At 48.2% G+C, this 13,374-nt stretch carries 14 protein-coding genes and 1 riboswitch; of the genes, 7 read left to right on the plus strand and 7 right to left on the minus strand.

Translation table 11 applies throughout. The features are described 5' to 3' along the window. Positions 1-6: 6 nt before the first annotated feature. The 5 genes from BW952_RS16695 to BW952_RS16715 are packed head-to-tail and all read right to left on the minus strand — an operon-like array spanning position 7 to position 3,693. The gene (locus BW952_RS16695; RefSeq protein ID WP_045852326.1) at positions 7-1,032 is read right to left on the minus strand and encodes a ThiF family adenylyltransferase; all 1,026 of its coding nucleotides are present in this window, start codon (positions 1,030-1,032) and stop codon (positions 7-9) included. Further along, a complete protein-coding gene (locus BW952_RS16700) occupies positions 1,029-1,796 on the minus strand; it encodes a thiazole synthase (protein WP_045852325.1) in 768 nt (255 codons plus the stop codon). Before BW952_RS16700 ends, BW952_RS16695 begins: the two co-directional genes overlap by 4 nt. Before the next feature lies 1 nt (position 1,797). Continuing rightward, positions 1,798-2,001 carry a sulfur carrier protein ThiS gene (gene thiS / locus BW952_RS16705; protein ID WP_045852324.1) on the minus strand — a complete coding sequence of 68 codons (204 nt, stop codon included), beginning with the start codon at positions 1,999-2,001 and terminating at the stop codon, positions 1,798-1,800. Beyond that, the gene (gene thiO, locus BW952_RS16710) at positions 1,998-3,137 is read right to left on the minus strand and encodes a glycine oxidase ThiO (protein ID WP_045852323.1); all 1,140 of its coding nucleotides are present in this window, start codon (positions 3,135-3,137) and stop codon (positions 1,998-2,000) included. Before thiO ends, thiS begins: the two co-directional genes overlap by 4 nt. Before the next feature lie 13 nt (positions 3,138-3,150). Next, positions 3,151-3,693 carry a thiamine phosphate synthase gene (locus tag BW952_RS16715; RefSeq protein ID WP_052698549.1) on the minus strand — a complete coding sequence of 181 codons (543 nt, stop codon included), beginning with the start codon at positions 3,691-3,693 and terminating at the stop codon, positions 3,151-3,153. 82 nt (positions 3,694-3,775) lie between these two features. Continuing rightward, a riboswitch (TPP riboswitch) is annotated at positions 3,776-3,886 on the minus strand. A gap of 137 nt (positions 3,887-4,023) precedes the next feature. Here BW952_RS16715 and BW952_RS16720 point away from each other — a divergent pair. Both BW952_RS16720 and BW952_RS19170 read left to right on the plus strand, forming a co-directional pair. Then, entirely contained in the window at positions 4,024-5,814 is a 1,791-nt protein-coding gene (locus BW952_RS16720; RefSeq protein WP_045852322.1) for a sensor domain-containing phosphodiesterase, read from the plus strand. A gap of 122 nt (positions 5,815-5,936) precedes the next feature. Continuing rightward, the gene (locus BW952_RS19170; RefSeq protein WP_082084680.1) at positions 5,937-6,083 is read left to right on the plus strand and encodes a Fur-regulated basic protein FbpA; all 147 of its coding nucleotides are present in this window, start codon (positions 5,937-5,939) and stop codon (positions 6,081-6,083) included. A gap of 17 nt (positions 6,084-6,100) precedes the next feature. On the opposite strand, the gene BW952_RS16730 is transcribed toward BW952_RS19170, so the two are convergent. Next, positions 6,101-7,324 (minus strand): MFS transporter, encoded by a 1,224-nt coding sequence (locus tag BW952_RS16730; protein ID WP_045852321.1) that lies wholly within the window; start codon positions 7,322-7,324, stop codon positions 6,101-6,103. Between the two features lie 112 nt (positions 7,325-7,436). On the opposite strand from BW952_RS16730, the gene BW952_RS16735 reads away from it, so the two are divergent. From BW952_RS16735 to BW952_RS16755, 5 genes are all read left to right on the plus strand, one after another. Beyond that, complete coding sequence (locus BW952_RS16735) at positions 7,437-8,333, plus strand: LysR family transcriptional regulator (protein ID WP_045852320.1); 897 nt, start codon at positions 7,437-7,439, stop codon at positions 8,331-8,333. A 58-nt stretch (positions 8,334-8,391) separates the two neighbouring features. Continuing rightward, on the plus strand, positions 8,392-9,399 hold the full coding sequence (locus tag BW952_RS16740; protein WP_169714116.1) for a lactonase family protein: 1,008 nt from the start codon (positions 8,392-8,394) through the stop codon (positions 9,397-9,399). Further along, positions 9,400-10,179 carry an SDR family oxidoreductase gene (locus BW952_RS16745; RefSeq protein WP_045852318.1) on the plus strand — a complete coding sequence of 260 codons (780 nt, stop codon included), beginning with the start codon at positions 9,400-9,402 and terminating at the stop codon, positions 10,177-10,179. It abuts the gene before it with no gap. Positions 10,180-10,353: 174 nt separating this feature from the next. Continuing rightward, positions 10,354-11,223, plus strand: a complete 870-nt coding sequence (locus BW952_RS16750) for a DUF6612 family protein (protein ID WP_045852317.1) — start codon at positions 10,354-10,356, stop codon at positions 11,221-11,223. Between the two features lie 85 nt (positions 11,224-11,308). Further along, positions 11,309-11,953, plus strand: a complete 645-nt coding sequence (locus BW952_RS16755; RefSeq protein WP_045852316.1) for a uracil-DNA glycosylase — start codon at positions 11,309-11,311, stop codon at positions 11,951-11,953. Here the strand turns inward: BW952_RS16755 and BW952_RS16760 are convergent. Further along, positions 11,924-13,195: an MFS transporter gene (locus BW952_RS16760; RefSeq protein WP_045852315.1), complete on the minus strand. Its 1,272-nt coding sequence runs from the start codon at positions 13,193-13,195 to the stop codon at positions 11,924-11,926. The two genes, BW952_RS16755 and BW952_RS16760, sit on opposite strands and share 30 nt — an antisense overlap. Positions 13,196-13,374: the final 179 nt, after the last annotated feature.

Genomic DNA, 13,374 nt, shown 5'->3' on the forward strand with positions numbered 1-13,374 from the left:
TTTTCTTTATTGGAAATACTGGTAATAAATGCTTTTGCTTTCTTGAATAGAGGACGTTCCTTGAATTAAGACACGCCCGTCACGAAACGCAGTGATCGCATGCGGCTCGTGGCGGAAGGAAAGCAAAAATCCGTTTTGATGCGTGATGTCGGCTCTTTTTTTTACTTGATCTGCTAATAGAAGCAAGTCGCGATGGTTCACATCTGCCGGTCGAATCTGGACGGTATCCCGGCCGCATAAAACGGCAAACTTGGTCGTCCGTTCATACGACAAAAAAGGATAAACCGGGTTAGGTCCGCAGGAAGGACAGTCTGTTTTTTTCAGCCGCTGTACGTCTACGGAGGAAAATTGATTTTGCCATAAATCAAATGAAAAAATAGTCCCGCGCAGGGCATCCAGGCGGCCGGTCAGCCATTTAAACGCTTCAGCCGTTTGCAGGGAAGCGGTCATTTGCACAGCCGGCGAAATAATTCCTGCTGTGTCACAGGTAGCGCCTGCACCGGGCAGCGTGTCCATCAAGCAGTGCAGGCAGGGAGTTTCACCCGGCACAACGAGCATAGACAAGCCTCCGGAAGCGACGCATGCTCCGTACACCCACGGGATTTTCTGCTTCTGCGCGGCATCATTGACGATAAAGCGGACGTCAAAATTATCCGTGCCATCGATGATCAAATCAATACTTTCTTTATGCAGCAGGTGCTCGAGAAAAGCCGCGTCAACATCCTGCACATAGGCCGACAACTGCACGTCAGAATTAATGGCCGACAGCCTTCTTGTTGCGGCTTCCGCTTTTGGCAGCCGCTCCATCGCATCCTGCTCAGTGTATAAATTTTGCCGCTGCAGGTTGGAGAGGTCCACATAGTCCCGGTCCACAATCGTGACACGGCCGACGCCGGCTCGGACGATCATTTCTGCGTTTGCTGCTCCGAGCGCACCGGCTCCGATCATGAGCACATGCTTAGTCTGAAGCAGGTGTTGTCCATCCCTGCCAATGCCGGGGAACAGCACCTGCCGTGAATACCGTTCTGTCACAGCACGCTCATTCCTTCAAGAGGGCTTGAAGCATTTGCATGCAGCTTCTTCGGGATTCGTCCTGCTTCAAATCCACCGCGCCCTGCCCAAACAGCGTGCTTCATTGCTTGAGCCATTTTAACCGCATCCTGTGCACCTGAAACGGCTGTATTTAACAAAACGCCATCTGCACCAAGCTCCATTGCTTTGGCTGCATCTGACGGGACACCGATTCCGGCATCCACGATGACCGGTACTTTGGCTTGTTCGATAATATAGTGAATGTTTAACGGATTCACAATGCCAAGACCCGTTCCGATCGGGGACGCGCCCGGCATAATCGCATGACAGCCGAGCTCTTCAAGCCGCTTCGCCAGCAGCACATCGTCTGACGTATACGGAAGAACAATAAAGCCTTCCGCCAACAGCATTTCCGAAGCTCGAAGCGTTTCAACCGGATCGGGAAGAAGCGTTTTATCGCAGCCGATCACTTCCACCTTAATCATGTCACATAAGCCCGATGCTTTGGCAAGTTTGGCAATGCGGACTGCTTCTTCTGCTGTTTTGGCTCCGGCTGTATTTGGCAGCAGCGTATACTTTTTCACATCGATTTTCTCAAGGAAATTCGGCTGATCCGGCTCAAATATATTCATCCGGCGAACAGCAAACGTTAAAATGTCCGTTTCCGATGCTTCTACAGCTTTTTTTTGTGTATCAAAGTCGGGAAATTTGCCTGTCCCGAGCAATAAACGGGAGTGAAATGAATAAGGGCCAATCTTCAACATGTTATCCGCCTCCTACAAATTGTACAATTTCCACACGGTCGCCATTCGTTAATTTGGCTCCGTCTCTTGTGGATTTATCTAAAATCGACTGGTTTAATTCAACGATCGCGAGTTCTTTGTTTAACTGAAAGTGATCCAGCAGGTCCTGTACTGTCGTGACGTTTTCCGGCAAATCGACGTCACGTCCATTGACGGTCATTTTCATACGAATGATTCCTCCTTTTTCGTTAAAAATCGGGCAGGTGAAAAGGGAGCAAGGCGCTCCGCTGCTTCTGGACACCCGCTTAAATAATGTTCCATCAAAACACCGGTAGCAGGGCTCAGCAAAATGCCGTTTCGGTAATGCCCCGTACACATGTAAAGCTGATCAATAAGCGGGTGAGCGCCGATCACGGGAAGATGATCGACTGCCTGCGGACGTACACCAGACCACGTCCGTTCAATCGTTCCAGTGTCCAAAACAGGCAGGAGCCGCGCCGCCCGATTTAGCAGAGAACGGATACCGCCGGCTGTCACAGCGGGATCAAACGAGTCTGGCAACGAGGTGGCGCCAATCAGCATTTCCTTGTTTCGTTTTGGAACGATGTAGCAGCCGTCTACCGCAAAAACCGTTTTGACCGGGGCGGCAGCTGTCAGCTTCACCGACACACATTCCCCTTTTACCGGGACGACTGGAGGAACAAAGCCTGTTTCAGTTAGCATGGACGTGCTCCAGGCACCGGCTGCGCTGATGAGCCGGCCGGCATAAAAAGAGCCAAGCGCCGTTTCCACACCGACCGCCTGTTCATTTTGAATCAGCAGACGGTGGACCTTTGTTTGCTCATACACGTGCACGCCGGCATTGACCGCAGCCCGCAAAAAAGCAAGCGCGAGCAGGGGTGCTTTTACTTGATGATCTTTCTCGAGATAAAGAGCACCGGCCGTATCACGGGTGACCTCGGGCTCGGCCAGAGGTACTTCATGCGCCTCAAGCCATTGAACAGTCGCATCCTTTTCAGATAAAAAATGGTACTGATTAAGCAGGGCTGGCAAGTCTTCAGCAGAAGCTGCAACCTTCAGCAAGCCTGCCCTCCGAAGCTCAATATCAATCCCGGTTTCCTCCATCAGCTCATCGCGCAAATCAGGAAACAAACTACGGCTCTTGAGCGCCATGTCCATAAGCGGATTGTCACGCTCAAATTCATTTTGAGCACCAAGCATGCCGCCGGCCGCCATGGATGCTTTTCCTGCACTGTCGGAATCAAACAGGGCAACGAGATAGCCTTTTTGGGCCAGCCGGTACGCAATCGAGCAGCCGATCACGCCACCGCCAATGACTGCGTAATCATACGTGTTCATCATAAATCCACTCCTTTCATTTGAAAAAAGCTGAAATCATCGCTGCGCCTGAAGCGCCAGCCTGACGGACCGCTTCTATATTTCCAGGATGGATGCCGCCGATGGCAATCACGGGAATCGTGACGGCTTCAGTAACATGGGATAGGGAGTGAAGCCCTCGCCCCGGCAGCCCCTTTTTGGAATTTGTATTAAAAACATGGCCGAAATAAAGATAATCCGCGCCGTCCGCTTCCGCTCGTTCCGCTGCTTCCACCGAGTGAACAGACCGTCCGGCAAGCTTAGAAGGATGTTCCCTTTTAAAATGAGCCAGCCGTTCGTCATGCTCTGTAAAATGAACTCCTTGAACTGGAAAGCGGTCTGCGAGCTCCGGTACAGAATGAACAATGACTTTTTCTGCTGGCAGCCCGCTTTGAAGAAGTTCGTTTATTTTCTGTGATAATTGGTGCAGGGACAGCTGCTTTTCCCGAATACAAATGAAGTCTACATCAGAAAAAGAATGGATGATTTTTTGCTGCACAGATCGGGGCAGACCTGTGCCGTCCGTCACTGCATGAATCAAGTGGTTTCACCTCCAAACAAACTAAAAAGCGCTGCTTTCCGGGTAGGGAAAGCAGCGCTGTGTATAAACAGATCCATTAAAGTAAAGGTCTTCGCCACTTTCCTACGCCAGTATAAACTGGATCAGGTTCCAGGAATCCCAAAGTCAGTCACTTTGATCTCAGCCCTTTTAAAGGGCACCTCCAGTGGATGAATATTCAGTTTTTTTAACCCTACCATAAAAAAACAGTTCTGTCACGGTTATTTCAGCAAGTAGAAGAAGACAAAAAGACAGAATTATCTTATTATTAAAGGAACTAGTCATTTTTTCCTGAATGGAGGTGCACGACTTTTGTCAGAACATCAATTATCAGTTGAATCAAAAGCGGCAGCGCTTTTAATCAGGCTTGCAAATGTTGCCGAACAGCAGGGGAATGAGGCGTTTTTAGATATTCTCGTTGCAGAAATTGCCGACATTCTTCAAGTAGCGACGGTTCTAGTCGGCGAGATCACGCCTGACCATAAAGAGGTGCACGTTGCGTCAATGTGCCACAACAACGAAGTGATAAAAGGTGTGACATATAAGCTGCAGGCGACTCCTTGTGAAAATGTGCTATCGCGACAGGCATGCTTTTTTCCGCAGAAGATTCAGTCGCTGTTTCCGGAAGACCGGATGCTGTCAGACATTCGAGCCGAAAGCTACCTTGGCCGGCCGCTTTTCGACAGAGACGGTCAAATCATCGGCTTGATTGCGGTATTGGATTCTAAGCCGATGGAAACGGATCAAGTGATTGGCGCAATCTTCAAGCTTTTTGCTAACCAAACAGCGAATGAGCTGATCCGCATAAGAATGGAGCAGAAGTTAACGCACCTCGCACAAAATGATTCACTGACGGGCTGGATGGAGCGGCATCACTTTTATGATTTACTGGAGGAAGAGCTGGACCTGCATAATCCAAACGATTACGTCTTGTTTTTCATTAATATCGATAACTTCCGTCTGATCAATGAAGCGGTAGGCCACCTGCTTGGTGATCAAGTTCTCCGCCAGTTTTCCAGCCGTCTCCGAACTGTTTTTCAAAAGGAAAACGTGATCCTTTGCCGGTATAGCGGAGATGAGTTTGCCGTTTTTTTAAAGGTAACGGAGAAAACACCAGCTGTCGGACAGCTTGTCGACCAGCTCAGCAGTCAAATTAAAATGCCGATGCTCATTCAGGATCAAATCAGCTACATAACAGCAAGCATCGGCATTTCCTGTTATCCGCAAGATGCATCAGGCGGCACATTGCTTGTACACAGGGCGGAAATGGCTATGAAAAAAGCAAAAGAACGCGGAAAAAACAATCTTGTGTTTTTTACAGAGGATATTGTGGATGACCGTCAGCGGTTTTCATTGAAAAATGAGCTGTATGAAGCCATTACAAAGCGGCAGTTTTATTTGGTTTACCAGCCAAAATGGTCGTGGGAAGGAGTGGTTACTGGCTTTGAAGCACTGATCCGCTGGCAGCATCCGACTCGGGGGATGGTTCCGCCGGACGAATTTATCCCGCTGGCAGAGGAAACCGGACTGATTAATCTGCTGGGAGACTGGGTGCTGAAGGAAGCATGCCGTCAAATAAGAGAATGGAATATAGCCGGCATACGTGATGTGACGGTGGCCGTGAACATGTCGGCTGTTCAGTTCGCGAAAGAAACCATCCTGACTGACATTTGTGCAGCTGTCGAAGAACACCATATTCTATATTCTTCTTTGATCATTGAAATTACAGAAGGAATGGCTATGCAAAATCCGGATTGGACCGTCAGCATGATCAATGCGCTTCAAAAAAGAGGCATCCGTGTTCACCTGGATGATTTCGGGACCGGATTTTCGTCGCTCAATTATTTAAGCCGATTCCCGGTAGATGCGATAAAAATCGACCGATCCTTTGTTCAAAACATTGGCGTCGACAAACGAGATACGTCTATTGTAAATGCACTGCTCAGCATCGTGTCTTCTCTTCAATTAAACGTTGTGGCAGAAGGGGTTGAAACAAAGGAGCAAGCAGAGTATTTGATCAGGCATGGCTGCAGGGAAATGCAGGGGTTTTATTACAGTAAGCCTCTTCCACCAAAGGAAGCGATTGCTTTTTGTGAAAAGTAAGCTGAACAGAGTGGAAAAAAATCGTCTTTTTTTCTTGTCAATATTTGTCGCAAAGTATGTTTCATAATAGCTGCATGCGGGGAATAGAATAAAGGCAACAAGAAAAAAAGGGGAAGAACATCATGCACACGACAGAAACCGAACAAATGGTATGGATAGAGAAGCTTATGGCGCAGGGGATATTTAAGTATGGAGACCGCCAGCTTTATGAATTGTCACTAGAGGAACTGGTGCATTTAAATGATCAAAGCCAATCGATAAATAATTAAAACCGCTCAAGCGTTTTTCAATGCGCTTGAGCGGTTTTGTGTTTAAGAGTGGAGTAAATACCGGGCCGGTGTCTTTCAGCGTACAATGTGAGCGGCATTGTGGCGGCGAGAAGAACGAGAATTAAGCCGATCACACCGGTCCATTGGAAATGAGACCAAAACCATCCCCCAAAGGAGCCCACCACACTGGACCCGAGATAATAGAGCAGTAAATACATAGAAGAAGCCTGCGTTTTATTAAAGCCGGCATATTCTCCCACCCATGTGCTGGCAATCGAGTGAGCGGCGAAAAAGCCGAACGTGAAAACAGCAATACCGACAATTTTGATCCACAGAGGAGGCAGCAGTGTCAGGATAGCGCCAGCCGCCATAATGGCGACGGACCATTTGATCATGAGTGGATTTCCATACACATCGGCTTTTTTGCCCATGTAAACGGCACTGAAGGTTCCGGTTAAAAAAACAAGGAAAATAAAGCCGATCACAGTCTGGCTGAGTGAATAAGGAGGAGCGCTCAGCAGAAAGCCAATGTAATTGTACAGCGTCACAAAACTCCCCATTAATAAAAAGCCGAGTGAAACAACCGCAAGCAGCGGCCGGTTATAGAAATGAATGCTGTATGTTTTCAGCATCTCGTGAACAGAAGGCGGCTTTTTCACGGAGTGGCGCGGCTCGGGCAACGAAAATAAAAAAAGAACGCTGGCTGACAGTGCCGTTACTCCAATGATCAGAAGGGCTGCCCGCCAGTTTAATACGTCGGTGAGAAAGCCTGTAAGCACACGTCCGGACATTCCGCCAATGGTCGTACCGCCAATGTACAACCCCATCGCCGATCCAATCGCTTTTGGGTTGAATTCTTCAGATACATAGGCCATCGCAATCGCCGGTACGCCGGCCAGAAAAATACCGAGCAGTGCCCGAAAAGCAAGCAATGTCCAAAAGTTCGGGCTGAGTGCCGTCAAAATGCCAATGATGGAAGCGGCAAACATCGAAATGGCCATCAGCTTTTTTTTGCCAAATGCATCCGACAGAGCACCGGCAAAAATCATTGCGATCGCAAGCAAGCCGGTGGACAGTGAAAGAGCAAGACTGGCTGTTCCTGCAGACACCCCGAATTGATCTGAGAAAAGCGGCATAAGCGGCTGGGTTGTGTACAGCGTCGCAAATGTCACAAAGCCGCCTAAAAACAAGGCAAAGCTGGCTTTTTTTTGTTCGTTTGTTCCTTTTTCAATAAATGACATCGTCCGGCCTTCTTTCTTCTTTCATCCTGTTTCTTACTATACGCTTCCAGAAATGATAGTTCCAATTTATAATTAACATCATCATCATGCATAATGGTTATGGAGGGATTCGATGGAATGGCACCAAATTGAAAATGCCGCAGCGGTCGCACGGGCACGGAATTTCACAAAAGCATCCAGGAAGCAGGCCGTTTCCCAGCCGGCACTGAGCCGTTCAATTATCAAGCTGGAGGAAGAACTGGGGGCACAGCTTTTTGTGCGCGGGAAAAAGGATATTCAGCTGACACAGGCAGGGCACGTTTTTATTGAAAAGGCTGAGTTAGTGCTGCAGCTCATGAAGGAAGCCAAGGAAGAGATTGAAGACATTGCATCACCTGATAAAGGAAATGTCTCAATTGCTTTTTTGCCAACATTCGGACCGCACGTCCTGCCGAATTTGATCGCTGAGTACAAGAAGCTTCATCCGAATGTGACATTTCAGCTTTACCAGGGGGCGGGCGAAGTGAATATGAAAAAAGTGCAGGAGGGACAGGCGGATTTGTGCATAACCGCGCCTCCGTATAAGCGGCCGGATATTGAGTGGACAATCGTTCGCGAGGAAGAATTGTATATTGCTGTTCCGGCCGGACACCTGTTTGCAAAACGGCAGGGCCTTTTTTTTGAAGAAGCCGCAGAAGAACCGTTTGTTACGTTTAAAAAAGGCTTTGGTCTCCGTTTTATGTTCGATGGCTTATGTGAAAAAACGGGCGTTGAGCCTGCCATTACGTTTGAAGGGGAAGAAGTGTCAACAATCGCAGGGTTTGTCGCTGCCGGGCTGGGTCTTTCTGTCTTACCGAAAAAACCGGAAATTGCTCACGATCCGCTCGTGTTTCTTCCGATAAATGACTACCCGCTTATTCGTCAGGTGGCCATTGGTGTGAAAAAACAAGGAACGCTTTCGCCCGCTGCCCGTCAGTTTAAAGCGTTCGCAGAGAAGGTTCTTATACAAAATGATGGCAGCCGTGTATAAATATGAAAAAGAAGGGGTATGAAGAAAGAAGAATGAAAAGTGATGGAGGGATTTATTGGTGAATCATTTACTCTGGATTGGCAGTTATGCGAAAAAGGAAGAGCCTGGTATTTACAAGGTTATGGTCGATACCGACGCGGAAGCCATCGCATTAAAAAACCGTTACAGCGGTGTGGAAAATCCTTCTTTTTTAGCAGAAGCAGGCGGGTTTTTATACGCGGCATCGGAATCGATGGATGGAAAGGCAGCCTTTTTCCAGGTCCAATCGGACAGCCTTGAGTTGAAAGGAACGGCTGATTCCGGAGAAATGGGGCCGTGTCACATTTACGCGGAGGATACATACGTGTGGACAGCCAATTACGGGGGCTCTGTGACCAAGTATGAACGAAGCGGCGAAACGCTGGCCAGAACGGCTTTTTCCAAACATGAAGGAGCAACGGGACCGAATGAAGAGCGGCAGGACGGCCCTCATGTACACTCGGTTGTGCCTTTTCCAGATGGGAAGCACCTGCTCGTCTGTGATCTTGGCACCGACACACTGGTCGTGTACGACAAGGAGACATTAGCGGTTGTCAAAGAAGTACAGGCAGCGCCCGGCGCCGGTCCGCGCATGTCGCTTTTTCACCCGGAAAAGTCGGTCGTTTATGTGATGAATGAACTGGATTCCACCGTGTCCGTATATAAGGTAGGCGATGGGGGAATGATTACGCATCTGGACACACTGGCAGGACTTCCTGACGGCTACAACGGTGAGCATACAGGAGCGGATTTGCAGCTTAGTCCGGATCAGCGGTTTTTATGGGCAACGATACGCGGCTGGGACGGTGTGGCTGTGTTTGATCTTGAAGCGGACGGCAGTTTGTCAAAGCCGCGTCATGTGAAATTGGACGGAAAAACGCCGCGCAGTTTTTATGCGTTAAAAACAGAGCCGTTTCTTGTGGTCGCTTTTCAGGATTCCAATGAACTTTGTTTATATAAAATTGAGCCGAATGGCTTGCCGACTTTTACAGGCAAACGGTTAGCGGTCACTGCGCCCGTTTGCGTGATTAAGAAAGGGGAAAAATAAATGAATACGTCATTGTCAGGAAAAACAGCACTCGTTACAGGAGCGGGCTCAGGTATTGGCAGAGCCGCTGTCATCAAAATGGCCGAAGCCGGCGCAAACGTCATTTTACTGGACCGAAGCCCCGAGGATTCTGATGAACTCGTTCAACAAATAGGCGTAGACCGGGCGCTGCATGTCACAGCCGACGTATCGGATGCCGGGCAGATGGAAAAAGCCATTCAAGAAGGGGCGGAGAAGTTTGGCGGCATTGACATCGTCTTTGCTAATGCCGGGCAAAACGGTACTTTCACCCCGCTTGAGCACCTGGAGCCGGAAGACTGGAATGCAGTCATGACTACTAATTTAACCGGCACGTTTCTGACGCTGAAATACACGATTCCCTACTTGAAAAAGCAGGGCGGCAGCATTATTATTACATCCTCAATCAACGGCACGCGCACCTTTAAAAACTTTGGCTTTTCTGCTTATGCGACAACAAAAGCCGGACAGGTAGGCCTCGGGAAAATGGCGGCTGTGGAGCTTGCGCAATTTAAAATCAGGGTTAACATCGTTTGCCCGGGTGCCATTGAAACGAATATCGATGACAGCACAAATATGGAAGACGAATTGCTGAAGGAAATTCGCATTCCGATTGAATATCCGAACGGCAACCAGCCGCTTGCCGGCGGTTCCGGTAAGCCGGAGCAAGTCGCGGATCTCGTTCATTACCTTGCCAGCGATGCGGCCAGCCACGTGACCGGCTCCGTCGTTTACGTAGATGGCATTGAATCATTGCTTTAATGCACGACTGAATATTTTTTTATGAGGAAGCCGAACAATCAGCGAAATAACGCGGACGTTCGGCTTTTTAGCATCATTTCATGGTTCTTATTTCCTAATAAGGGAATTTGTCGAAACTTTTTCTGTCTGCGTACGTATAAAGGAAGAGAATCTATAAAAAGGGGAGAGGCAAACATGAAAAAATGGGCGACATTTACAGCAGCTGGTGTTTTAACGATGGGGCTGGCCGCGTGTGGACAAACAGCGGAACCGACAACGGAAACGACAGAAGAACAGACGAGTGACATGACGCTTGAAGAAGTGTTTGATAAGTCGATGGAAGTGTCAAATGCGACAGAAAGCTTGAGTGCAAAGATCGACATGACACAAAACATGAAGCAGCCGTCTCAGGACCTGGAGATGGAAACTTCTTCAGTGATGGACATGGACATTACGATGGACCCGCTGGCCATTTATCAAAAAGGAACAACAACAATGAAAATGGATGGTTCTGAAGAAGAACAAACAATGGACATGGAGATGTACATGACGGAGCAGGGCTTTTTCATGAATGACAGCACAACCGGACAGTGGATGAAGCTTCCGTCTGAAATGTACGATCAAATTGCTCAAATGACCGAGCAGCAATCAGATCCGTCTCAGCAATTGAAGCAGCTGGAAACATTCAAGGATGATTTCACGTTTGAACAAACCGACTCAGAATACGTGTTAAAGCTGTCAGCAGCAGGTGACGAGTTCAATGCGCTTATTGAAGAGCAGATGAGCCAGTTTATGCCGGAGCTTGAAGGCGAAGAAAACCAGGCGGCGATGGATGAAATGATGGAAGCGATGAATATCGAAAAAGTAGACTACACGATTAATATTGATAAAGAAACGTTTGAAACAACCGCTGTCGACATGATCATGGACATGACGATGGAAATGGAAGGCGAAAAGATGGACATGAATCAAGTAATGAACGCGGACTACAGCAACTACAATGGTGTTGAAACGATCACCGTACCTGAGGATGTCGTAAACGGCGCTCAGGAAATGCAAATGTAATGAAGAACAGCACCCCTGCGATTATGCAGGGGTTTTTGTATGGTGAAAAAGGGAAAGGATTCACTAAAAAGAAGGAGGCGATCGAATGAGAATTCCAGAAGAGCTGGCGGAGCTTGGCAAAAAGCAAATTGAGCCGTATCCGGTCGAAGGGTTCGTCTACGGAAGCGGACCTGCATATCCGAAGCTGATGCTTGTAGGAGAAGCACCTGGTGAAACAGAAATCGGCAATGGCATTCCGTTCAGCGGACGGGCAGGAAACGAGCTGATGAAATTTTTGGAGATGGCCGGTGTGACAAGGGAAGAGGTGTATATCACAAGTGCCGTCCGGAGCCGACCCTACAAATGGGGTGAAAAAAAGGGACCGGGCGGCACCACGATCAAGCGGAAATACAACCGTGCCCCAACAAGCCGCGAAATTATCGCTCACGCACCGCTGCTGGATTATGAAATCGAGCATGTTCATGCACCCATTATTGTCACGCTCGGCAACATCGGGTTAAAGCGGCTTGTGGGCAAGGACAAAAAAGTATCAGCTCTTCACGGTGAGCTTCTTGTGCAGCCAGTGCTGCGGATAAAAGAGGACCAATTCGAATGGACGGAGCAGGAGTACCGGATTTTCCCGACCTTTCACCCGGCCTCCATCTTTTATAACCGACGTTTGCTGCAGCTGATTCACGATGACATGGAAAAGCTGCGCGAGCTACGCGGGAATTTTCCGGTGAACCAATAAGCCAATAAGCACAAAAAGCATTAAGGAAGCGAGTGCCGTCCGGCTGGCGATATCTCCATAATCAGCAAGCACAAGTGTAATGGTCCCGTACATAAGCGGACCAACAATCGCTGAAAGCTTGCCGGAAAAAGCAAATAATCCAAAAAACTGGCCCCGCTTGTCTTCAGGAGACAGCTCAATAATAAACACACGGGATGTCACCCAGACCGCTCCGAGCGCAATGCCGAACAAGCTGCCGGTGACCCAGAACATGGGCTGATTCACAGCAAGCGTGCCGAGCAAAAGTGCCACAAACAAAATAATGCCGACGTGAAAGACCGCTCTTTTTGCACCAAACGCACGCGTCACATAGCCAAAAATAAACGACCCAATAATACTGGAGACAGTGGAAACAAGATAAAGCAGGATAAATTCACCTGACGTAAAACCAACGATTGCTTTGGCATAAACGGCCATCATCGCAATCGCGGTGGCAATCGCATCGTTGATGAAAAAATAAACAATCATGAATAAGAAAATCGGACGGTATTGCTTCATGTCTTTAAAGGTGGCCCATACATCGCGGTAGCCGGAAAAAAACGGGCGTTTCTCAAGCACGGGTCCCGGCGTTTCTTTGTAAAAGAACAGCATCGGCATGGTGAAGATGAAAAACAGGAGGGCAGTTGGCAAAAAGGCATCTGCATACTCGCCGTCACTGACAAGCGGATAAACCGTCAATCCGACCAGCGTCCCCATATACCCGACAGCGACACCGAAGCCTGATAAAACCGACATTGTGTCTTTCGTACTAATATCCGGCAGCATGGCATCGTAAAAGATCAAGCTCGACTGGTAAAAAAACTTGGCGGCCACGAACAAAATGACAACAAACGTAAAAGATGCCGGCAATCCGCCAAAATCACCGAAATTTCGCGGCGCAATCAGACCCATCAGCGCCGTCAGCACAATCGCTGCAAACGCAAACGCCATCACAAACCGCTTTTTCCGGCCGCTCTGATCAATCCACACTCCGAAGAGCGGAGAAAAAAGAACGAGGAAAAAGCTTGAAACCGCATTGGCATAAGACAGGAAGGTGCTGGCGATCTGATCCAGCCGCTCATCTCCTCCAGCGATCTCCTGTACATAAAAAGGAAAGAAAATCGTCGTCATGTTAGATGAAAAAATAGTATTCGCAAAATCGTATAAGGCCCATGATAAAACAGGCAGTGTAAAAAACACGCTCCATCCGTGCTTTTTCTGCATAAAAACACCTCCATTTAATAAGTAATTCGGATTCGGCTGCGTTCGTTCCTGCCATTTACAATAATTTAACGTTTAAACCTATTAATCTTATAGGAATTTACTAGCGTTTTCGTTATACTGTAAATTAAGTAAGGAAACTTTTTGCGTTTTGCGTTAAAATGAAACGGAATACTCTACAT

It is taken from the genome of Domibacillus enclensis (assembly GCF_900156125.1).
Taxonomy (GTDB): Bacteria; Bacillota; Bacilli; order Bacillales; family Domibacillaceae; genus Domibacillus; species Domibacillus enclensis.

What these genes read in the sequence shown, in the direction of transcription:
- BW952_RS16700 (WP_045852325.1), bottom strand. Translation starts at nt 1,796, where the DNA reads ATGTTGAAGATTGGCCCTTATTCATTTCACTCCCGTTTATTGCTCGGG.
- thiS (WP_045852324.1), bottom strand. Translation starts at nt 2,001, where the DNA reads ATGAAAATGACCGTCAATGGACGTGACGTCGATTTGCCGGAAAACGTC.
- thiO (WP_045852323.1), bottom strand. Translation starts at nt 3,137, where the DNA reads ATGATGAACACGTATGATTACGCAGTCATTGGCGGTGGCGTGATCGGC.
- BW952_RS19170 (WP_082084680.1), top strand. Translation starts at nt 5,937, where the DNA reads ATGCACACGACAGAAACCGAACAAATGGTATGGATAGAGAAGCTTATG.
- BW952_RS16730 (WP_045852321.1), bottom strand. Translation starts at nt 7,324, where the DNA reads ATGTCATTTATTGAAAAAGGAACAAACGAACAAAAAAAAGCCAGCTTT.
- BW952_RS16735 (WP_045852320.1), top strand. Translation starts at nt 7,437, where the DNA reads ATGGAATGGCACCAAATTGAAAATGCCGCAGCGGTCGCACGGGCACGG.
- BW952_RS16745 (WP_045852318.1), top strand. Translation starts at nt 9,400, where the DNA reads ATGAATACGTCATTGTCAGGAAAAACAGCACTCGTTACAGGAGCGGGC.
- BW952_RS16750 (WP_045852317.1), top strand. Translation starts at nt 10,354, where the DNA reads ATGAAAAAATGGGCGACATTTACAGCAGCTGGTGTTTTAACGATGGGG.
- BW952_RS16755 (WP_045852316.1), top strand. Translation starts at nt 11,309, where the DNA reads ATGAGAATTCCAGAAGAGCTGGCGGAGCTTGGCAAAAAGCAAATTGAG.
- BW952_RS16760 (WP_045852315.1), bottom strand. Translation starts at nt 13,195, where the DNA reads ATGCAGAAAAAGCACGGATGGAGCGTGTTTTTTACACTGCCTGTTTTA.